Origin of the sequence: Bradyrhizobium sp. USDA 4538 (assembly GCF_024171045.1) — a bacterium.
GTDB lineage: Bacteria > Pseudomonadota > Alphaproteobacteria > Rhizobiales > Xanthobacteraceae > Bradyrhizobium > Bradyrhizobium australafricanum.
The window spans coordinates 1,175,215-1,196,188 of record NZ_JALJZE010000001.1 but is presented as its reverse complement, the minus strand read 5'-3'; the positions used below and the strand labels follow the sequence as shown (position 1 = coordinate 1,196,188).

Annotated in this window: 21 protein-coding genes; 18 read left to right on the top strand and 3 right to left on the bottom strand. The window is 60.4% G+C overall.

All coding sequences use genetic code 11. The features are described from left to right. Positions 1 to 72: 72 nt before the first annotated feature. From J2R78_RS05240 to J2R78_RS05155, 18 genes are all read left to right on the top strand, one after another. Positions 73 to 537 carry a DUF2840 domain-containing protein gene (locus tag J2R78_RS05240; protein ID WP_069279424.1) on the top strand — a complete coding sequence of 155 codons (465 nt, stop codon included), beginning with the start codon at positions 73 to 75 and terminating at the stop codon, positions 535 to 537. Further along, on the top strand, positions 534 to 1,046 hold the full coding sequence (locus J2R78_RS05235) for a S26 family signal peptidase (RefSeq protein WP_253587703.1): 513 nt from the start codon (positions 534 to 536) through the stop codon (positions 1,044 to 1,046). Before J2R78_RS05240 ends, J2R78_RS05235 begins: the two co-directional genes overlap by 4 nt. Continuing rightward, on the top strand, positions 1,043 to 1,933 hold the full coding sequence (locus J2R78_RS05230; protein ID WP_253587702.1) for a lytic transglycosylase domain-containing protein: 891 nt from the start codon (positions 1,043 to 1,045) through the stop codon (positions 1,931 to 1,933). Before J2R78_RS05235 ends, J2R78_RS05230 begins: the two co-directional genes overlap by 4 nt. A 250-nt stretch (positions 1,934 to 2,183) precedes the next feature. Continuing rightward, on the top strand, positions 2,184 to 3,947 hold the full coding sequence (locus tag J2R78_RS05225) for a DUF3363 domain-containing protein (RefSeq protein WP_253603340.1): 1,764 nt from the start codon (positions 2,184 to 2,186) through the stop codon (positions 3,945 to 3,947). Positions 3,948 to 3,983: 36 nt separating this feature from the next. Further along, positions 3,984 to 5,972 carry a conjugal transfer protein TraG gene (locus J2R78_RS05220; protein WP_253603338.1) on the top strand — a complete coding sequence of 663 codons (1,989 nt, stop codon included), beginning with the start codon at positions 3,984 to 3,986 and terminating at the stop codon, positions 5,970 to 5,972. Between the two features lie 6 nt (positions 5,973 to 5,978). After that, positions 5,979 to 6,404 carry a CopG family transcriptional regulator gene (locus J2R78_RS05215; protein WP_092090263.1) on the top strand — a complete coding sequence of 142 codons (426 nt, stop codon included), beginning with the start codon at positions 5,979 to 5,981 and terminating at the stop codon, positions 6,402 to 6,404. A 135-nt stretch (positions 6,405 to 6,539) separates the two neighbouring features. Then, positions 6,540 to 7,874, top strand: coding sequence for an MFS transporter (locus J2R78_RS05210; protein WP_253587699.1), 1,335 nt, complete (start codon positions 6,540 to 6,542; stop codon positions 7,872 to 7,874). A 229-nt stretch (positions 7,875 to 8,103) separates the two neighbouring features. Then, positions 8,104 to 9,018: a P-type conjugative transfer ATPase TrbB gene (gene trbB, locus J2R78_RS05205; protein WP_176937267.1), complete on the top strand. Its 915-nt coding sequence runs from the start codon at positions 8,104 to 8,106 to the stop codon at positions 9,016 to 9,018. Between the two features lies 1 nt (position 9,019). Next, positions 9,020 to 9,346 carry a TrbC/VirB2 family protein gene (locus tag J2R78_RS05200; RefSeq protein ID WP_253603336.1) on the top strand — a complete coding sequence of 109 codons (327 nt, stop codon included), beginning with the start codon at positions 9,020 to 9,022 and terminating at the stop codon, positions 9,344 to 9,346. Next, positions 9,346 to 9,609, top strand: a complete 264-nt coding sequence (locus tag J2R78_RS05195) for a VirB3 family type IV secretion system protein (RefSeq protein WP_069279432.1) — start codon at positions 9,346 to 9,348, stop codon at positions 9,607 to 9,609. The genes J2R78_RS05200 and J2R78_RS05195 overlap by 1 nt, the downstream gene beginning before the upstream one ends. Before the next feature lie 10 nt (positions 9,610 to 9,619). After that, positions 9,620 to 12,061, top strand: a complete 2,442-nt coding sequence (gene trbE / locus J2R78_RS05190) for a conjugal transfer protein TrbE (RefSeq protein ID WP_253603334.1) — start codon at positions 9,620 to 9,622, stop codon at positions 12,059 to 12,061. Then, on the top strand, positions 12,058 to 12,786 hold the full coding sequence (gene trbJ, locus J2R78_RS05185) for a P-type conjugative transfer protein TrbJ (protein WP_253587697.1): 729 nt from the start codon (positions 12,058 to 12,060) through the stop codon (positions 12,784 to 12,786). The genes trbE and trbJ overlap by 4 nt, the downstream gene beginning before the upstream one ends. Then, positions 12,786 to 13,154: a putative entry exclusion protein TrbK-alt gene (gene trbK-alt, locus J2R78_RS05180; protein WP_253587696.1), complete on the top strand. Its 369-nt coding sequence runs from the start codon at positions 12,786 to 12,788 to the stop codon at positions 13,152 to 13,154. Before trbJ ends, trbK-alt begins: the two co-directional genes overlap by 1 nt. Then, complete coding sequence (trbL, locus tag J2R78_RS05175; RefSeq protein ID WP_253587695.1) at positions 13,151 to 14,380, top strand: P-type conjugative transfer protein TrbL; 1,230 nt, start codon at positions 13,151 to 13,153, stop codon at positions 14,378 to 14,380. The genes trbK-alt and trbL overlap by 4 nt, the downstream gene beginning before the upstream one ends. A gap of 98 nt (positions 14,381 to 14,478) precedes the next feature. After that, on the top strand, positions 14,479 to 15,162 hold the full coding sequence (gene trbF / locus J2R78_RS05170) for a conjugal transfer protein TrbF (protein ID WP_253587694.1): 684 nt from the start codon (positions 14,479 to 14,481) through the stop codon (positions 15,160 to 15,162). Next, entirely contained in the window at positions 15,159 to 16,193 is a 1,035-nt protein-coding gene (trbG, locus tag J2R78_RS05165; RefSeq protein WP_253587693.1) for a P-type conjugative transfer protein TrbG, read from the top strand. The genes trbF and trbG overlap by 4 nt, the downstream gene beginning before the upstream one ends. Further along, positions 16,190 to 17,401, top strand: coding sequence for a TrbI/VirB10 family protein (locus tag J2R78_RS05160; RefSeq protein WP_253587692.1), 1,212 nt, complete (start codon positions 16,190 to 16,192; stop codon positions 17,399 to 17,401). Before trbG ends, J2R78_RS05160 begins: the two co-directional genes overlap by 4 nt. A 4-nt stretch (positions 17,402 to 17,405) precedes the next feature. Further along, positions 17,406 to 17,648, top strand: coding sequence for a DUF2274 domain-containing protein (locus J2R78_RS05155; protein ID WP_057018909.1), 243 nt, complete (start codon positions 17,406 to 17,408; stop codon positions 17,646 to 17,648). Between the two features lie 112 nt (positions 17,649 to 17,760). Here the strand turns inward: J2R78_RS05155 and J2R78_RS05150 are convergent, their stop codons facing one another. From J2R78_RS05150 to J2R78_RS05140, 3 genes are all read right to left on the bottom strand, one after another. After that, positions 17,761 to 18,660, bottom strand: a complete 900-nt coding sequence (locus J2R78_RS05150) for a TauD/TfdA family dioxygenase (RefSeq protein WP_253587691.1) — start codon at positions 18,658 to 18,660, stop codon at positions 17,761 to 17,763. Positions 18,661 to 18,935: 275 nt separating this feature from the next. After that, entirely contained in the window at positions 18,936 to 19,616 is a 681-nt protein-coding gene (locus J2R78_RS05145; protein ID WP_057018887.1) for an HAD family hydrolase, read from the bottom strand. A gap of 685 nt (positions 19,617 to 20,301) precedes the next feature. Then, entirely contained in the window at positions 20,302 to 20,931 is a 630-nt protein-coding gene (locus tag J2R78_RS05140; RefSeq protein ID WP_057018886.1) for an FMN-binding negative transcriptional regulator, read from the bottom strand. Between the last annotated feature and the right edge of the window lie 43 nt (positions 20,932 to 20,974).

Sequence of the window (20,974 nt, the reverse complement as noted above, 5' to 3'; positions counted from 1 at the left end):
TCAGGAGTGTCACGCGTGCTTAACGACGCTCAAAGCATACGGCTCCCAGCTCGATCGTTGGGGAGCGGCAGCATGAGCGATCTCACCGAAGTGGAACTGCTGTGGCTCGAAAAGCGAATCGAAAACCGCATTCGGTTCGGTCGTATCGTCGAGGAACGGAAGATTGATCGTCATCGGCGCGTCCTATCATTCGCGCCTGACAGCATCTTTGCATTTGTCCGTTGGACCTCCAACGACTTCGGTACGATCATTTCGCGGATCGACATCTTGCGCTCGGTCGCGCCGGGACAACGCTGCTCGACTGTGCCCTATGTGAAGCCCGGCGGAGAAATTTTGCTGCGGCTCTCCGGCTGGCCAAAGGTCGAACGCGTGCTGCAGATGATCGACGCAGTCGAGGCGCTCAGCATCGATCCCGCCGACGTCGCTCCAGATCACTGGCATCACGTCCACAACCGCCTATCCGTCAATGAAAACCCGCGTCCCTACACGAAAACCCGCCACCAGGCATGGCTCCATCGCCGGAGAGTGACGCGATGAGACGCCGCATGATGACGTTGACAACGACGTTTGGGGTCGCCGCTGCGCTGGTCGGGGCTACCGCCCTGGAGCCGCTTCCTCTCTACATCTGGAATGCATCGACGAGCGTGCCAACCGGTCTTTATCGTTTACGACCGGCAACGGGCTTCCAGGTTACCGAACTGGTCGCCGTTCAGCCGCCAGAGCCGCTTGCGACCTTCCTCGACCTTAACGGCTATCTGCCCATCGGCGTCCCAATGCTTAAACGGGTGCTCGCGCTGCCCGGACAGACTGTCTGCAGATCCGGCCTCACGATTTCGGTTGATGACATTACAGTCGGCGAGGCCCGCGATCGCGACGGACGTGGTCGGCCGCTGCCGAAATGGCAGGGCTGTCGCGTCGTCGGCAAAGACGAACTCTTTCTGATGAACTGGCAGTCCAGCGACTCCCTGGACGGTCGATATTTTGGATTTATCCCGGCTTCCGCCGTAATCGGACGTGCGTTCCCAGTCTGGACACGGGAGGAATGAGCGTGCGTGTTCCACGTGTTCACATCGCCGCCATTCCTTTGTTCGGTCCATTGCGGGACCATTCCCCCGTTCCGATCGATATCAAGGTCGACGCGCGCAGGGGTGGTCAAGGCCGGCCGAGCGGCCGGCACGAAGCAGCTTTACCCTGGACGGGCGCGAGCACGGTGGCCTGCTTGGCTCGATCCGTCGCGCGTGTGGTGCCCCTGGTGCTCCTTCTGACCGCATCGGGCAATGCTGCTTCAGCTGAGGACGGGCCGATCGCATTTCCAGCGATCCGTCAGGGCACACACCCGTTCGCGGGCTTCATCGACGAAGCCGCACAACGCTTTGCGATCCCGTCAGCATGGATACGTTCGGTGCTGAGCGTCGAAAGCGCGGGAGACGTGCATGCCAGATCGCCCAAGGGCGCAATTGGCCTGATGCAAATCATGCCGGCGACCTGGGGGGAACTTCGCAAGCGCTATAGTCTAGGCAGCAATCCTTACGATCCACACGACAACATTCTGGCTGGGGCTGCGTATCTGCGTGAATTGCTCGATCGCTATGGCTCGCCCGGTATGTTTGCGGCGTACAACGCGGGACCATCTCGCTATGAAGCTCTTCTTGCGGGCGACGCTTTGCCAGCCGAGACGCAAGCGTATGTGGCAAAGCTTGCAGCTCTGCTTGGCATCGAATTGCCTGCGACGAGGACCGCCGACAGGCATCCATCGACGGCTGAAACGTTGTTCGTCGCATGGGTTGATCTGACGAGAATGCGCGATCGATCGGCAGAGCTCATGCCTTCGAGTGGCGCCAAGGCTGCAATCTCGGTGCACGATGTCTCGCCCATGGTCCCCCGGCCTATTGGTGTGTTCGTCCCTGGGTCGAAGGCGGGAGGATCGCAATGACCATATCGGCAGGTTCGCAAGCCATGGCGTGCTACAGCGAGCAATTGGCGAAAGAGCGAGGAGAGCGCACAAGCACGACAGCTGGACGGCGAGATAAAAGGGGCTCGCCGGCCGAACCGCAAGCCATTGACATGGCTTGGGTGCCGGCGTGCCGGTCGGTCGGGGCGCGTGCCGCGCCTTGCATTTTGACGAATGCAATCAAAGGCGTTTTCGGCACTGTAGGCGCTTTTGATCGTTGGGAGGCCCTTCCGTGAGCGTGCGCGACAGTAACCTGCGCATTCGGCCTGGGCGCATCCGCAGTACCCGTGCGCCGAAGCAAAAGAGCTTCATCAACCAGGTGCTACGTGCCGCGAAGAAAGCCGGTCACACTTCGGGGCAGGCTGCGGCTGGCAGACGCTCCGTGGTCTATGGGCGCTCGACGTTTGGCCGCGGCCGGCTCGCCTTTAGTCGCGCTAGATTGTTCAGCCCGACCCGGCGCGTCGTGGTGAAGGCGCGCGTGGTTCGTCACAAAGGGCGTGCCTTCCGTTCGGCGCCACTGACCGCCCATCTCTCTTATCTGAAACGCGACGGAGTGACCCGGAGCGGTGAGCGGGCCGAGATGTTTGATGCCGGCAGCGACCGTGCTGACGGCGCGGCTTTCGCAGAACGGTGCAAGGACGACCGCCATCATTTCAGGTTCATCGTCTCGCCGGAGGACGCTGGCGACATGACCGACCTGAAGGCCTTCACCCGCGACCTCGCCAAGCAGATGGAAGCCGACTTTGGAACGCGACTCGACTGGGTGGCTGTCGATCATTGGAATACCGACAACCCTCACGTCCATCTTCTCGTTCGTGGCGTAGATAAGGAAGGGGCGGATCTCGTGATCTCCCGCGACTACATCAGCCAGGGCCTGCGCTCACGCGCCGAGGAACTGGTCGCCATCGAACTGGGTCCAAAGCCGGAGCACGAGATCCGCAATTCGCTGGAGAGGGAGGTCACCGCGGAACGATGGACGCGGCTCGATCGGGAGATCCGGCTGGCGGCAGATGAGACGGGCTCCATCGATCTTCGCCCAGAGAATCCCGGCAAGTCCGATCCCGAGATCCGGCGCCTGATGGTCGGTCGCCTTCAGCATCTGGAGAAGATGGGCCTTGCCACATCCGAGCTACCCGGGGAATGGATGGTCGGGCTCGAAGCCGAGCGCAGCTTGCGCGACCTCGGCATGCGCGGCGACGTCATCAAGACCATGCACCGCGCCTTCACCGAGCGTGGGGAAGCGCGCGGCGTTGCCGACTTCGTTATCGAGGGTGGACTGGAGACGCCCCAGATCATCGGACGTCTGGTCGACCGTGGATTGCATGACGAACTGACTGGCGAGGCCTACGCCTTGATCGACGGAACGGACGGGCGCGCGCATTACGTGCGCTTCCGCGGGCTCGATGCTTTCGACGAGGCACCGGCGCTCGGCGGCGTCGTCGAAGTCCGACGCTTCGGTCAGGCCGGCGATCCGCGGCCGACTTTGGTTCTCGCGACACGCTCCGATCTCGATCTCGGTAGCCAGATCACGGCACGAGGGGCAACCTGGCTCGACCATCGGCTGGTTGAACGGGACCCCATGCCGCTCGCCATGGGCGGATTCGGCCGCGAGACCCGCGAAGCGCTGGAAGCCCGTACCGAGCATTTGATCCGGGAGGGCCTGGCGCGGCGGCAGGGCCCACGCATCATCTTGCAGCGCGACCTCCTGAACACGCTGCGCCGGCGTGAACTGGACGAGGTGGCCGCAAAAGTCTCGGCCGAGACCCGGCTCCCGTACGTTAAGCCTGACTCCGGGGAGCATGTGGCGGGTACGTATCGCCAGCGGCTGACGCTCACCTCGGGACGCTTCGCCATGATCGACAATGGGCTTGGCTTCCAGCTTGTGCCCTGGTCGCGCGAACTCGAAAGGAGGCTCGGCCAACACGTCACCGGCGTCGTGAAGAATGGCGGCGGCATCGAATGGGGCTTTGGTCGGAAGCGCGACCTCGGCCTCTAGCAATCTCTCCAATTCAGTTTTGGAAGGGCGTTCGGGATGTCCGGAACCAAAATCCTCTGGGGTCAGGTGGTCGTCGTCGGCCTGATCGTTTGGCTGGCCATCTGGGGAGCAACCGAGTGGACGGCTTGGCGGCTCGCCTATCAACCGGAGCTTGGGCGGCCCTGGTTCGAACTGTCAGGCTTCAAGATCTATTACCCGCCCGTCTTCTTCTGGTGGTGGTTCGTCTACGACGCCTACGCGCCACAGGTTTTTGTCGAGGGAGCCTTCATCGCGGTGTCGGGGACCTTCGTTTCGATCGCGGCAGCGATCGGTATGTCAGTCTGGCGCGCGCGTGAAGCCAAGAACGTCGAGACCTATGGTTCGGCGCGCTGGGCTGGTCTGGAGGAGGTCCGAGCGGCCGGGCTTCTTGGTCCGGATGGTGTGGTGCTGGGCAAGGTCGACCGCGACTACCTCCGCCATGATGGACCGGAGCACGTATTGTGTTTTGCACCCACCCGATCCGGCAAGGGTGTCGGTCTCGTCGTCCCGTCGCTGTTGGCTTGGCCCGGCTCGGCCATCGTTCACGACATCAAGGGGGAGAACTGGCAACTAACCGCCGGGTTCCGCTCGCGGCATGGTCGCGTCCTGCTTTTCGATCCGACCAACCCGAAGTCCTCAGCTTACAATCCGCTTCTCGAAGTGAGGCGCGGTGAATGGGAGGTTCGCGACGTCCAGAACGTGGCCGATGTTCTGGTCGACCCCGAAGGCTCGCTCGATAAGCGCAACCATTGGGAGAAGACCAGTCATTCGCTCCTGGTCGGTGCCATCCTCCACGTCCTTTACGCCGAGGCGGACAAGACTTTAGCTGGCGTCGCCGTCTTTCTGTCCGACCCGAAGCGGCCGATCGAGGCGACGCTGAAAACGATGATGACCACTGCGCATCTTGGCGAGCAGGGGGCCCATCCTGTGGTCGCATCGACCGCCCGCGAGCTCCTCAACAAATCCGAGAATGAGCGATCCGGCGTCCTGTCTACCGCGATGTCATTCCTCGGGCTCTACCGCGATCCAGTAGTGGCCCGGGTGACGTGCCGGTGCGATTGGCGGATCGCCGACCTGATCGCCGATCAGAACCCGACGACGCTCTACCTCGTGGTGCCGCCGTCCGACATCTCTCGGACCAAGCCGTTGATCCGCCTGGTGCTGAACCAGATTGGCCGGCGCCTGACCGAGGATATGCACGCCCGCGACCGGCGGCATCGCGTTCTGATGATGCTCGACGAGTTCCCCGCACTCGGGCGTCTCGATTTTTTCGAGTCCGCGCTTGCCTTCATGGCGGGGTACGGCATCAAGAGTTTCTTGATCGCGCAATCGCTCAATCAGATCGAGAAGGCCTACGGGCCAAACAACGCCATCCTCGACAACTGCCACGTCCGAGTCAGCTTCGCGACCAATGACGAGCGGACAGCGAAGCGTGTGTCCGACGCGCTCGGTACGGCGACCGAAATGAGAGCGATGAAGAACTATGCCGGTCATAGGTTGAACCCATGGCTGGGGCACCTGATGGTCTCGCGCCAGGAGACAGCAAGGCCGCTCTTGACCCCGGGGGAAGTCATGCAACTTTCGCCGATGGACGAGATCGTCATGGTGGCGGGTACGCCGCCGATCCGGGCGAAGAAGGTCCGCTACTACGAGGATCGGCGGTTCACCGAGCGGGTTTTGCCGCCGCCTGATCCGGCGACGGCCGGCCGATCATTGCGAACAGACGGATGGTCAGCGCTCGGATCGCTGAAGGCGACGGCAGGTCCAACTGACAAAGCTGCGGAAGCCGAGGAAGACACGGCGAACAGCGGACTCCGTCGTGAGCCCGAACTCCCCGATCACGTCGCGATCGCCAAGGAGACGACCGAACCGACACCAGCAGAGGAATTTGCTGTCGTTCTAGACGATGACGAGGATGCGGTCCGTCAATCCCGGCTCATACGCCAACAGATGCGCGGTTTCGCCCGTCAAGTCGCCCTGGACCCGAATGACGGTATGGAGCTCTGAGGCAATATGCGCGACCGGATGAACGTCTATTTCCCGCCAGAGCTGCGGAAACAGATCTCGGAGCTCGCCGATCGCAAGAAGCTTTCCCGGTCTGCGATTGTGGAAGCGGCGGTTGCTTCGTTTCTGTCGCCGGACGGAGCGGACAGGCGGGAGGCGGCGTTTACCCGCCGCCTGGATCGGCTTTCCCGCCAGATGCAGCGGCTGGAACGTGACGTCGGGTTGACCGCCGAGACCTTGGCCCTGTTCATCCGTTTCTGGCTGACCATCACGCCGCCGCTACCCAACGATGCGCAGGCTGCAGCGCAGGCAAAGGGCCGGGAACGGTTTGAGGGATTTGTCGAGGCACTCGGGCGCCGCTTACAAAAGGGGCAAAGCTTTCTGCGCGAGATTCCAGAAGATATCGGTCGTCAGGAACCGGCCGAAGAAACCTGATCGAACCATGTAGATAAACTATTTCGCCGGTCCTTCTTTTTCTACGCCAGCCCACGATCGCAGCAATTTAGAAAAGCCCATGAAAAGCTGGACGCGCTATCGGCTCGAATGAGCTGAGGAGCAAGAAGGGCCAGCATGCAAATTTCAGAGGCATGGCGTCTCACTGGGCGCGTATTTTTCCCGTTTGCTGCTGGATACTATCTTTCGTATCTGTTTCGAACCATCAACGCCTTAATTGCCAGTCGTCTCAGTTCGGATACCGGGCTTGGGACGGCCGACCTCGGGTTGCTTACGTCGGTCTATTTCCTTGTTCTCGCGGCGGTCCAGATCCCAGTTGGCATTTTGCTGGACCGCTTTGGTCCGCGTCGCGTCCAGAGTGCGCTGCTCTTGCTCGCAGCAATGGGCGCTGGACTGTTCGCGGTATCCACGGGTTTCCTGTCATTCTTGATCGCACGCGCGATGATCGGGCTGGGCGTGGCAGCGGCTTTGACGGCGGGCCTGAAATCCATAGTCCTTTGGTTCCCCAGAGAACGATCTGCCCTGCTTAATGGCTACATGGTGATGCTCGGATCACTGGGGGCGGTAACCGCCACGGCTCCCGCCGAGCATCTACTCACCTTGATGGGATGGCGGCAACTCTTTGAGATCCTGGCGGCCGCTACCGGTGCGACGGCCATGCTCATCTATGTCGTGGTCCCCGAGCGAGCTGTTGTCCCTTCAACCCCGTCAATGTCCGCCAACCTTAGTGCGGTTTTCAGCGATAAACGTTTCTGGCGTATTGCCCCGCTGTCGGCGGCGTGCGTTGGTTCGGCCTGGTCTCTGCAGGGATTGTGGGCCTCACCATGGCTGATGGACGTAGAAGGTCTCGATCGTGCGAGCCTCGTAGGACAGCTGTTCATAATGTCGATTGTACTTAGTGGCGGAGCCTGGCTATTCGGTACGATTGTTCATTACATTAAACGAAGAGGTCTCGGGGCCGAGACAATATTAGCGGTGGTCGCAATACTGTTTATCACAGCGGAGCTAACCTTGGTTCTGCGCGTGCCTTTGCCATCCATCTTGCCCTGGTCAGTTCTCGCGATAGTCGGAACGGCAACCGTGGTCAGCTTCGCGGTGATAGCGGATTACTATCCGCCGGAACTTGCCGGTCGCGCTAACGGGGCCTTGAACGTCTTGCATTTTGGCTGGGCATTTCTGGCCCAATACGCGACGGGTCTGGTCCTGGAACAATGGTCCATAAATGATGGCCATAGGACCCTCCAAGCTTATCAAGTTGCGTTCGGTCTCAACGTAGCACTGCAAATCGCAGCGTTGGCTTGGTTCGCGCTGCCCTGGCGCCGATCCTTTGTTTCATGGATGAGATCAATTCCTTTCTTCATGCCAGCTATTGTTTCCAACGCTGTCGACTCAGCTGGCTTGTACGAGAATTCGGTCATCCTCCTGCCCGCAGATGACGACGCGGAGTGGTGAGCAGCAACTCGCGGCGAAGCGATACGATTGAGTAGACCTAAAAGTTCAGTTCTCAGTCTATCTTTTTCTACGCCAGTCTACGATTACCGAAAGCGCTTGTTGCGCCAAGTCCATCGGTGCCTTTTCTAATCATCCCCATCTGAGGACCCTCTTTGGAGGTCCTCATTCGATGGGGGCGACATTGGCGATCCAATCCTTTCAGTCGGAAGCGAATTCGCGCGGCGCGCGAATGCTGCGTAGCGCGCTTGGCGCAGCGGTTGCCGGCTACCTCGAAGATGAAGCGATCATCGAGGTGATGCTCAACCCGGATGGGCGGCTGTGGATCGACCGGCTGTCGAGTGGCCTGATTGACACTGGCGAGACGCTGTCGCCGGCAGACGGGGAGCGCATCGTGCGCCTGGTGGCGCATCACGTAGGTGCGGAGGTGCATTCCGGTTCGCCGCGAGTTTCGGCCGAACTGCCTGGGACTGGAGAACGTTTCGAGGGGCTTTTGCCTCCGGTCGTGGCAGCTCCGGCCTTTGCTATCCGCAAGCCCGCCGTCGCCGTGTTTACGCTCGACGACTACGTCGCCAAGGAGATCATGACCTCGGAGCAGGCTAAGTTCCTGAGGAGCGCGGTCGCCGCACGGAAGAACATTCTCGTCGCGGGCGGGACGTCGACCGGCAAGACAACCCTGACGAATGCCCTACTGGCCGAGGTGGCTAAGAGCTCCGATCGAGTCGTTCTGATTGAAGACACGCGCGAACTGCAATGCAAGGCGCCCAATCTGGTGGCGCTGCGGACCAAAGATGGCGTGGCGACGCTGTCAGATCTTGTGCGCTCCTCGCTGCGACTGCGTCCTGATCGTATCCCGGTTGGCGAGGTCCGCGGTGCCGAAGCACTCGATCTGCTCAAGGCCTGGGGCACCGGACATCCCGGTGGCATCGGCACTATTCATGCGGGCACCGCACTCGGTGCGCTGCGGCGGCTTGAGCAGCTCATCCAGGAAGCCGTCATCACGGTTCCGCGTGCGCTGATTGCAGAGACGATCAACCTCGTTGCCGTGCTTGCGGGGCGCGGTGCTGACCGTCGGCTCGCCGAACTCGCCGTCGTCACCGGGCTTGGTGCCGCCGGCGACTACAACATCTCATCAGCAGGAGACTGACATGCGTCAGCAATTTCGAGCTCTTCGAGACGCCGCTCTACTCGCCGCCTCCGGCATGGTTCTCTTGGCGTCGGCGCCGGCATCGGCTGCCGGTTCGAACATGCCGTGGGAGCAGCCGCTCAATCAGATCCTGCAGTCGGTGGAAGGACCGGTCGCCAAGATCATCGCCGTTATCATCATCGTTGTGACCGGACTCACGCTCGCGTTTGGGGATTCGTCAGGTGGTTTCCGTAGGCTGATCCAGATCGTGTTCGGTCTTTCGATCGCGTTTGCCGCCTCGAGCTTCTTCCTGTCGTTCTTCTCCTTCGGCGGCGGCGTGGTGATCTGATGGACGATCAGGTTGCAGGTTTTGTCGTGCCTGTTCACCGCGCGCTCACTGAGCCAATCCTGATGGGCGGCGCGCCGCGATCGGTCGCGATCGTCAACGGCACGCTTGCGGCAGCCCTTGGACTCGGACTGCGGCTCTGGATCGCGGGTCTTGTCCTCTGGTTAATCGGGCACATGGCTGCCGTGTGGGCCGCCAAGCGTGATCCCGCTTTTGTCGATGTGGTGCGCCGACATCTGCGCATTCCCAGCCATCTCAACACTTGAGCGCCCGGTTATGATCAATCTTGCCGAATATCGCCGTTCCGACGCTCGCCTTGCTGACTTCCTGCCTTGGGCAGCGCTGGCCGACGAGGGGATCATCCTGAACAAGGACGGTTCGTTCCAACGGACGGCGAAATTCCGCGGCCCGGATCTCGACAGCGCGGTGCCGGCCGAACTTGTCGCCGTCGTCGGCCGTTTGAACAATGCCTTGCGTCGCCTGGGATCGGGCTGGGCCGTATTCGTGGAGGCGCAGCGCCATTTTGCGGGGGCATATCCACCGAACACTTTTCCGGACGTCGCGTCTGCGCTGGTCGACGCCGAGCGCAGGGCACAATTCGAGGAGGCGGGTGCGCACTACGAGTCGAGCTATTTCCTGACCTTCCTCTATCTGCCGCCAGAGGAGGGAGCGGCCAGGGCGGAGCGACTGCTCTATGAGGGGCGCGATCGGACGGTTGGGGGCGACGCTCGCGAGATGCTCCGCGGGTTTGTCGATCAAACCAACCGCGTGCTTCAGCTCGTTGAAGGGTTCATGCCGGAATGCGCCTGGCTCGATGATCAGAACACGCTGACCTACCTGCACTCGACGATTTCGACCAAGCGTCATCGCGTTCGCGTGCCCGAAATTCCCATGTACATCGATGCGCTGTTGGCGGACCAGCCGCTGACCGGTGGGCTTGAGCCGATGTTGGGGGCAGCCAATATTCGGGTTCTGACAATTGTCGGCTTTCCGGGCGCGACGACCCCGGGAATCCTGGACGACCTGAATCGTCTGGCATTCTCATATCGCTGGTCGACGCGCGCGATCATGCTCGACAAGAGCGACGCCACCAAGCTTCTGACCAGGATTCGTCGCCAGTGGTTCGCCAAGCGAAAGTCCATCGGCACCATCCTTAAGGAGGTCATGACCAACGAGCCGTCGACGCTGCTCGATACCGACGCTCACAACAAGGCGATCGACGCCGACGCGGCGTTGCAGGAACTGGGGTCGAATCAGATCGGACAAGCCTTTGTCACAGCAACCATTACGGTCTGGGACAGCGATCCCAATGCTGCCGACGAAAAGCTGCGGCTGGTCGAGAAGGTCATTCAGGGCCGCGATTTCACCTGCATGATCGAGACGGTGAACGCCGTCGAAGCCTGGCTCGGCAGTCTGCCGGGGCATGTCTATGCGAACGTGCGGCAGCCACCTGTATCGACCCTCAACCTCGCTCACATGATTCCGATGTCGGCTGTGTGGGCGGGCGAGGCGAGGGATCTGCACTTCAAGGGTCCGCCGCTTTTGTTCGGCAAGACCGAGGGATCAACGCCGTTCCGATTCTCACTCCATGTCGGCGACGTCGGTCATACCCTTGTGGTGGGGCCGACAGGCGCTGGCAAGTCAGTGCTGCTCGCGCTGATGGCGCTACAGTTCAGGCGTTACCCGAACTCTCAAATCTTTGCGTTCGATTTCGGTGGTTCGATTCGCGCGGCCGCCCTCGCCATGGGCGGTGATTGGCATGATCTCGGCGGCGCATTGTCTGACGGAAGTGAACAACCCGTCGCCCTGCAGCCGCTGGCCTGGATTGATGATCCTTCCGAGCGCGGATGGGCGACGGAATGGATCGGCGCGATCCTGGCACGGGAAAAGGTCGTGATCACCCCGGAGGTCAAGGATCACCTGTGGTCGGCGCTGACATCTCTCGCTTCGGCGCCGAGGGAGGAGCGCACCCTGACGGGCCTGTCAGTCCTGCTCCAATCGAACTCTCTGAAACGTGCCCTGCAACCTTATTGTCTTGGTGGTCCCTCCGGTCGCCTGCTTGATGCCGAATTCGAGCGCCTTGGCGAAGCCTCGGTCCAGGCGTTTGAGACCGAAGGTTTGATCGGAACGACTGCAGCGCCGTCTGTGCTGGCGTACCTTTTCCATCGTATTGGTGATCGTCTCGATGGCCGGCCGACACTCCTGATTGTCGATGAAGGTTGGCTTGCCCTCGACGACGAGGACTTTGCCGGCCAACTTCGCGAATGGCTGAAGACGCTCCGGAAGAAGAACGCGTCCGTCGTCTTCGCCACCCAGTCGCTCTCGGACATCGATGGTTCCGCGATCGCGCCGGCGATCATCGAAAGCTGCCCAACGCGCCTGTTGCTGCCGAACGAACGGGCGATCGAGCCGCAGATCACCGCCATCTATCGCCGCTTCGGCCTCAATGACCGCCAGATCGAGCTTCTGAGCCGGGCAACGCCTAAGCGCGACTACTACTGCCAGTCGCGTCGGGGCAACCGGATGTTCGAACTCGGTCTTGGGGAGGTTGCGCTCGCGTTCACCGCAGCCTCTTCCAAGACAGACCAGGCTGCCATCGCGCAGCTCCTGGCCGAGCATGGACCCGACGGCTTCGTGCCGGCCTGGCTCCAGCACCGTGGCGTCGCATGGGCGACAGATCTGATCCCCAATCTCGTCAATCTGGAGAAATCGCTATGAGACCTCTTGGCCTACTGGCGACCACGGCCGCCTTCGCGCTGCTGCTTGGCGTTACGCTGCCCGCACGGGCGCTGATCGTCTTTGATCCCACCAACTACGTCCAGAATGTCCTGACGGCCGCGAGGGAGCTCCAGCAGATTAATAATCAGATCACCTCGCTGCAGAACGAGGCACAGATGCTGCTCAATCAGGCAAGGAATCTGGCAAACCTGCCGTATTCGTCGCTGCAGCAACTGCAATCCTCGATCCAGCGGACTCAGCAGTTGCTTGCTCAGGCCCAGCGCATCGCCTACGACGTCCAGCAGATCGATCGTGCGTTCTCGACCAGCTACGCGCCGGCGACCGGCAGCCAGTCGAACCAGTTGCTGATCTCCAACGCTCAATCGCGCTGGCAGAATTCCTATGCCGCAACGCAAGACGCGCTGCGCGTCCAGGCCGGCATCGTTGGCAACCTCGACACCAATCGTATCCAGACGTCCGCACTCGTAACGTCAAGCCAGGGTGCCAGCGGCGCGCTGCAGGCAACGCAGGCTGGCAATCAGATCCTTGCGCTGAACGCGCAGCAGCTCGCCGATCTTACTGCTGTCGTGGTGGCGCAGGGCAGGGCGCAGAGCCTTGAAGCCGCTCAACGCGCCTCGGCTCAGGATCAAGGACGAGAACAACTCAGGCGGTTCCTTACACCGGGGCAGGGCTATCAATCCTCCACCGTGCAGATGTTTCACTGATGACCAACATAAAGGCATTCAAGGCGCTGTCGCTGCTTACGACAATCGGCCTAGTGGCCGTCGCTGCCTGCACGATTCAACTGCGTAGCGGAGACGAGTCTCCGCCGGCACCGAAGGCGGGGCAGACGACCGATGCAACCGCCTCCGATCTCGCACGCTGCCGCGGCGTCACGCCGGAGGAAACAGCGGGTTATCGCCATTGCCAGCAAGTTTGGGCCGAAAACCGGCGCCGCTTCTTTGGCAAGAAAGACAGCGTTGTAGCTCCCGCCCACGATGACTCGGCCAGTTCGACGCTTGCCCCAAAGGATCAGAGCCGTATCCCGCAGGGATCTCCGAACCTGGCTACACCTGAGGCGAGCAAACCATGACTGGTACGGGGATCATTGACCAGTTCCTGGAAACGTTCACGCGTTATATCGACAACGGCTTCGGGCTGCTGGGGAGTGATGTCGGATATCTCGCAACGACGCTTGCCGCGATCGACATCACCCTCGGAGCGTTGTTCTGGAGTTGGGGAACGGACGAGGACATCATCGCGCGCCTCGTCAAGAAGACGCTCTTCGTGGGGGTCTTCGCCTACCTCATCGGCAACTGGAACGGCCTGGCGCGTATCGTCTTCGAGAGCTTTGCCGGTCTTGGACTGAAAGCATCGGGTGCAAGCCTGTCCGCATCCGATTTCCTGCGGCCTGGAAAGATCGCGCAAGTCGGACTCGACGCCGGCCGACCGTTGCTCGATTCGATCTCCAACCTCATGGGCTACATCAGCTTCTTTGAGAATTTCGTCCAGATTGTCGTTCTCCTGTTCGCTTGGGTCGTGGTGTTGCTTGCCTTCTTCATTCTGGCGATCCAGCTCTTTGTCACGCTGATCGAATTTAAACTCACGACGCTGGCCGGCTTCGTGCTCATTCCCTTTGGTTTGTTTGGCAAGACTGCCTTCGCAGCAGAGCGGGTCCTCGGCAATGTCATCTCTTCAGGGATAAAGGTCCTGGTCCTGGCCGTCATCATCGGCATCGGCTCGACCTTGTTCTCTCAATTCACCACCGGCTTCGGCGGCGACCAGCCGACCATCGAAGACGCGATGACCCTGGTGCTCGCGGCACTCTCCTTGCTCGGCCTCGGTATCTTCGGTCCGGGTATCGCAAACGGCCTTGTGTCAGGCGGACCACAGCTCGGCGCCGGCGCCGCAATTGGAACAGGCGTTGCTGCCGGCGGCATTGTTGCGGCGGGCGCGGGACTTGCCGCGGGCGGCGCTGGTCTCGCTGGCGGCGCGATTGCCGGCGCCGCGCGTAGTGGCGGTGCTGCCATGAGCGGAGCATCAGCGGCCTACCGCAGCGGCGGCATTGCCGGCGTCGCGGAAGCCGGTGCTTCGGCCGCCATGAGCCCGTTGCGTCGTGCAACGGCTGCGGCTGGTGGAGGTGGGCAAGCCGGCGCGCAGGCCACCAGCACTTCGGCCGAAGGGCAGCCCGATTGGGCGCGGCGCATGAAGCCTGCCGAGACCATTCGGCACGGTGCGTCGGCGGCCGGCCACGCGGTCCGCTCAGGCGATCACGGTGGCAGCGGCTCTTCCGTCGATTTGTCTGAAGGAGAGCGCTGACACGCAGCCATTGCACCTCGCCACCCGCTGCGCGGGCCACTCAAAGGCGGATACCGCACGACTCGAAACCCATCACTTGATCTCAAGGGCAACTTTCGATGTTCAAACGACCTTCCGTTCATTACGGGCGCATGCCCGAACCGGTTACGCCGTATCAAAAGGCAGCGCAGGTTTGGGACGAACGCATTGGATCTGCCCGCGCGCAGGCCAAGAATTGGCGCTTGATGGCCTTCGGTTGCTTAATGCTATCGGCTGGTCTCGCAGGTAGCCTTGTTTGGCAATCGAGCCAAGGCTCGATCACGCCCTGGGTGGTTGAAGTGGATCATCTCGGCCAGGCCCAAAGGGTTGCGCCGGCCAACATCGGCTATCAACCTACTGACGCTCAGATCGCTTACCATCTGGCGCGCTTCACTGAGGACGTCAGAGGCCTGCCAGCCGACGGCATCGTTCTGCGCCAGAATTGGCTCCGGGCCTATGATTTTACGACGGATCGTGGCGCGGCTGCACTGAACGATTATGCGCGCACCAATGACCCCTTCGCCAAGTTGGGGAAGGCCCAAATCTCGGTGGATGTCTCGAGCGTCATTCGCGCGTCGTCGGAGAGCTTTCGGGTCGCCTGGACTCAACGCACCTACGACAACGGTTCGTTGAGCTCGACCGAGCGCTGGACTGCAATTCTCTCGATCGTGATCGAGACGCCGCGCGATGCCGAACGACTGCGCAAGAATCCCCTTGGGGTCTATGTCCGCGCCATCAACTGGTCAAAGGAGTTGAGTCAGTGACCAAGACGCCGTCTGACGTTTATTCGAAGCATCTTATCGTGCGCAGTGGGTTCAATTCGAGTCGGTACGACCTGTTGGCCGCGAAGCGAGCACTTCTACCTGCTCTTCTGTTTTGTTCGTCGGCGCTCGGTGGGTGCGCGACCTACATACCGCCACAGATCAGCTATGATGCGGAAGTTCCTTCGATGCCAGCATCGCCAGCGCCTCCGGACGACAAGTCGCAACCGCTACACGTTCCGCCCCTCTGGAGGCCGGCTCTCGGGGGCAAGGCGGCCGGGAAGGAAGAGCCTGAACCCGTGAGCCGGATTGAGACGGCGAACAGCGCAGCCCGGGTCGAACCGCGCAAGCGGGGGTATTTCAACGCAGCGCAGATCTATGCCTACAGCCCCGGGGCGCTTTATCAGATTTACGCCGCCCCGGGACAGATTACGGATATAGCGCTTGAGGAGGGAGAGCAGCTGACCGGATCTGGGCCGATCGCCGCCGGAGATACCGTGCGCTGGGTCGTTGGCGATACCGAAAGCGGAAGCGGCGATACGCGCCGGGTCCATATCCTCGTCAAGCCGACCCGCGCATCGATCGAGACCAATCTTGTGGTCAATACAGACCGGCGCACCTACCTGATCGAGCTCCGCTCGCGCGAGCGGCCATACATGCCATCGGTTGCCTGGTACTATCCGGAAACAATGCGCGAACGATCGCGTGCAGTCGCTCTGAGACCCATCCTTCCGGAGCCCGCGCAACGCATTTCCCGCTACGCAATTGAAGGCGACAGCCCGCCGTGGCGGCCGCTGGCCGTCTATGACGACGGCCGCAAGGTCTATGTCGAATTCCCTCAGGGCATCGTGCAAGGCGAGATGCCACCGCTCTTTATCATCGGTTCAGACGGCAAGACCGAACTTGCCAATTACCGCGCCTACGGCAACCTCCTGATCGTCGATCGGCTGTTCGCGGCTGCCGAACTGCGGCTTGGCGGTGAGCACCAGCAGAAAGTCAGGATTGTCAGGAAAGACGGGAGGCCGTCGTCATGAATACCGAGGACGGAAACGATCGCGATCAGGCGACTCAGCCGCAGGCGCGAGACGGGCAATCCGGAAGTTTCCGCTTGAGAGCAGAGCATACGCGCGTGACACGGTTGTCACGGAAGGTTCTGACCGGCGGGAGCGCGGTTATCATGCTCGTGATTGGCGGAACTGTTTTGTGGTCGCTGCAGAGTAACCGCTCCCCAAACCATACGGCCGAGGAGCTTTACAGCACAGACCATCATAATGTGGCCGACGGGATCGCGACGCTGCCGAAGGACTACACGGGCGCTCCACGCCAATCGATTCCGCTGCTCGGTCCGCCACTCCCTGGGGACCTTGGACGGCCGATCCTTGCTGCTCAGGGGCGGTCGCCAACCATCGGCTCAGATCCAGAACAGCAGCGCCGAGACCAAGAGACTGAAGCAGCCCGCATCAGCCGCTTGTTCGCTGCGAACAATGGTGGTGAAGTGCGCGCGCCCGCCGCTGCGGCCGCTGGAACCGACCGCGTCGCGTCTCCAAGCGCGACGAACTCTGCCGATGACGGATCGGCGCAGAACGGTCAGGACCGGAAGCTTGCCTTCGCGAACGCTTCTGTGGACCGTCGCACGGTCAGCCCGGACCGCATCAGCGGGCCGGCTTCGCCATACATCTTGCAGGCTGGGACGGTCATTCCGGGAGCCCTAATCACTGGGATTCGATCAGACCTCCCAGGTCCGGTCACAGCGCAGGTAACTGAGAATATTTTTGACACGCCGACAGGCCGCTTTCTGCTTGTGCCCCAGGGAGCGCGTCTAATCGGTATGTACGATAGTCAGGTCACGTTCGGTCAGTCGCGCGTCCTGCTGGTTTGGACGCGGCTGATCATGCCGAACGGACGTTCTATCGTTCTTGAGCGGCAGCCTGGCACTGATAACGCAGGCTATGCGGGTCTGGAAGACCAAGTCGACAATCACTGGGCAGAACTATTCCAGGCTGCGGCACTATCGACGCTTCTAGCTGTTGGGACGGAACTAGGCGCGGGCTCCGACACAAATAGCAACGACAGCGCAATTATCCAAGCATTGCGACACGGGGCCTCCGACTCACTGAATCAAACGGGACAGCAGGTCGTTCGCCGCAGTCTCGGCATCCAGCCTACCCTGACCGTGCGACCTGGCTTTCCGGTTCGTGTCCTGGTCAATCGTGACCTCATACTTGCGCCGTATGGAAAGTGACAACATGCCAAAGCTCAAAATAGCAGAGCTTCCAGACGATAAGCCGGTCAAAGTGAGTACGGAGCTGCCGGCGGCCGTGCATCGTGACCTCATTGCATATGCAGAAGCCCTTAGGCGTCAAGGTGGTCAAGCGGTCGAACCGACTAAGCTCATCGCCCCCATGTTGGCGCGCTTTATGGCCACGGATCGAGGGTTTTCTAAACTGAAACGTGAGGGCCACGTACCGGCCACTGGCGAAGGGAAGTGATGCTCAAGGTTTCTCGACAGTTGAGATATCGTTTAGCGTTCCCACGTCCGGCCCCAAACAACTCCGGTAGCCAGGCTTTGTCACTTTCGGATGCGAGGGCGCTGGTCGTTGATCACTTCATGCGCGGTACGCTTCTCCGGCCATCCACGCTGACGGGCACGTCTCCATCGATCGTGGCCCGACGTACGACGCGATGCTGGTCCCCGTAATCGTTGACCGCGTAATGCTGTGTCGCGCGGTTATCCCATATCGCGATATCGCCCTCTAACCAGTTCCACCGCACAGTGTTTTCGGGCGCGGTGATATGAGACTGGAACAGCTCGAACAGCTTTTGTCCGTCGTATTTGGGCACCCCAATAAAGTGCTTCACCAAGACGCCGAGCACTAGCGTCCGCTCGCCTGTTTCGGGATGGACACGCACGACGGGATGCTCAGTCTCAAAAATCCTGCTGGTGAACACATCGTCAAAGTGTTTCTTGTCAACGTCACGGACGCGCGCGATCCCAGCGTAATCGAAAACGTTGCTGTGAACAGCCCATAGCTCATCGGCAAGCCGTTGTAGCGGGGGCGGCAGGTCAAGGTAAGCGGCAGCTGTGTTCGACCACACGGTATCGCCTCCGAACGTTGGCATTACAACGGCTCGCAAGACCAAAATCTTGGGATAGGCTTCGGCGAAGGTCCCATCGGCATGCCAAACATCGGCGCGACCGCCGCCGCGAGTGGAGTCCAGTTCGAGGAGCGACGCCGTTCCCTTGGTAGCACCGAGCATCGGATGCGGCACTAGCTTTCCGAGACGAGCGGCAAAGCGCTCCTGCTCGGCGTCGTTGAGGTGTCCTTGATTGCGAAAGAAGATTACCTTGTGCTCGAGCAACAAGCTGTTAATTGCGACGATCGTGTGGTCCGGTAGATCGCCCGATAGCTCGATATTTTTGACTTCGGCACCGATGCGCGCTGCACGTTTCACAACATCGCTGCCCGGAATGACGTCACCGATCAAAGCCGCTGTGCTCATGTCGTTTTTCCAAGGCCTTTCAGTTTCTTCCCCGCCCCTTGGTAACGAATGATCTGCAGCAAGCATCATGCCAGGCGAAAGACCGAACATGTAGCGCCAGATGGCACTAAGCGGATCGCGATATTTGACACGAGCTATCGGACTTGATCCGCGGTTCGACCGAGTAAAAGAACTCGGTTTTCGATCTCACTCTTCGAATATCATCGGATCGTGAAGACGAAGCGGATAGCAGCAGCGGGCGAACGGCGGATCTTCAGCTGTGTTCTTATGGTCACTTAACTGCGCTGAATAATGCAATGCTTTTGCAAAACCGGTAATAATTCATGATGGTCATGAATCATGTAGTCGGGCCCTGCGGCGCACAGGCGCGCTTCGGAAACAAATCCCCCCGTGATTGATACGTTAATAAGACCGAGATTGCGGGCAATCTCAGTCTCAACTGGCATGTCACCTACGATGACGGTTCTTTCTGGGGATAGATCATTGGCCTGCATATACAAACGCAGCCGTTCTTCCTTGCTCATGCTCCTAAACTGGGTGGCGCGGCTCTCAAATGCCAAGATATCCCTAACTTGAGTCTTGATTCCGAGTCTTCGCACTTGTGTGCGGATCGGTTCAACAATGTGATTGCTAACGATGACGGTTTGAACTGATCTCTGATCAAGAGCGAGCAAAACGTTTCGTGCGCCCTTGCGTAAGGCCGCGTTGCGCGCCAAAAATTCGTAGGCATCGTGGAAAATGGCGCTGTCGTTACTATTCACGACTTCGATTTCATCTTCCGACATGTCTAGATTGCGGAAAAGAACCGAAAGAGGGAGTTCGAACTCCTCTCGAAGCCTGTGCATATCGACGGCTGCGCGACCGAAGCGGCTCAGAATTGCATTAATGGTTTGCAGCACGGCATTGGCATCATCGAGCAGCGTACCATTCCAGTCGAAAACAACGGCGGATTTCATGCGTGAACCTAGACAAGTAATCGTGCGATATTCTCGTGTTCGAGACTGGCTGTTTTGTTGGTCCGGTGGTCCTAGTGGGTTAGACCCATACAGAGTTGTCAGGGGAGCAACGCGCGCCAGTACGCTCAACGGGCGGACTGTGATTCCGAGGCGAGATGGAGGCGGAGGGCGTGAGCATTGCTGCTTTGGCGGCTCTATTTCTGGATCGATTTGCTTGAAGCAATGGTCATGCCAGCCGGCCATCAAGGCCGAATGGGCTTTCGACGGTCTGAACGCGTGCTAGGCGCGCTGTACTGGACATGACACGAGATTGTGCCTCTGTCGGAATACGGACACGAGTCTACAAGGTCCGGTGCGGGCCGACTGATCCGCTCGTGAAATTCGGGCGCAATTGATACTGGGGTAGTCCCTCCGTGATCTGTCCGGCTAGTGAGGCGAATGGCTTCTACCTGAGTCGCTAAGTCGAAAGTCGGGGGGCTTCAACGACTTTCCACTGAGAGGACTGGAGCAATGCTCAATTGTCGCCCATCCTATCTAGTGCCAGCAACCACTGATGCGACGAGGAAAAAAATGTCTTGAGCGGCGCAACGGCTAGACTGATGCCGCTGTTCTCTGTGAGAACTGCACATGTAAGATCGCTATGTGTCGACCGCTGCTGTTGGTAACGGCCATGCATGTTATCGTCTCAGGCCTGAACTAGGATAAGAGGCGCAACTTCCTGGTCCCGCGCCAGTTTGCTCGCGGCTAGGCCGGTGGCGACACCAATGCGATCAGGCATGGGGCGATTTTGGCTCATCTTGCGCTTGCTTTCGACCCTGGTGATCGGGATGCGTACGCCGACGATTTCACGCAACTGGGCGGCAATGAAATCCACGGGAGCATCGCTGACGGCCCAAGGTGTCGCACGTGACGTTTCATGGATATTCGTAAGGCGCGTCACGATCTCAAGCAGGCGATCGGGATCCTCGAAGAACCCAATCGGCCCATGGGCATGGACCGCGATGTAATTCCATGTCGGCACCACGTGCTCAGCTTGTCGTTTACTGGGATACCAGGATGGCGTCACGTAAGCTTCCGGGCCAGTAAAGATCGCCATCGCATCTCCGATCGTGGCGGTGCGCCATTGCGGATTGCGCTTCGCAAGGTGCCCGTACAGCGTGCCGTGCTCGCCTTCGCTCTCATCGAGGAAGAGGGGAAGCGGCGTCGCAAGGGGCCCGCCCGACGTGGCCGTGATCAGGTTGGCCAATCGGGCGCAGCGGATTGTCGCTCGAATGTTCTCGAGGTCGTCATCTCGAAACGGGCATGGTATATACATGGAAGGCTCTCGGTTGGAGGTCGTCGAGATAACCCAGGTCAAT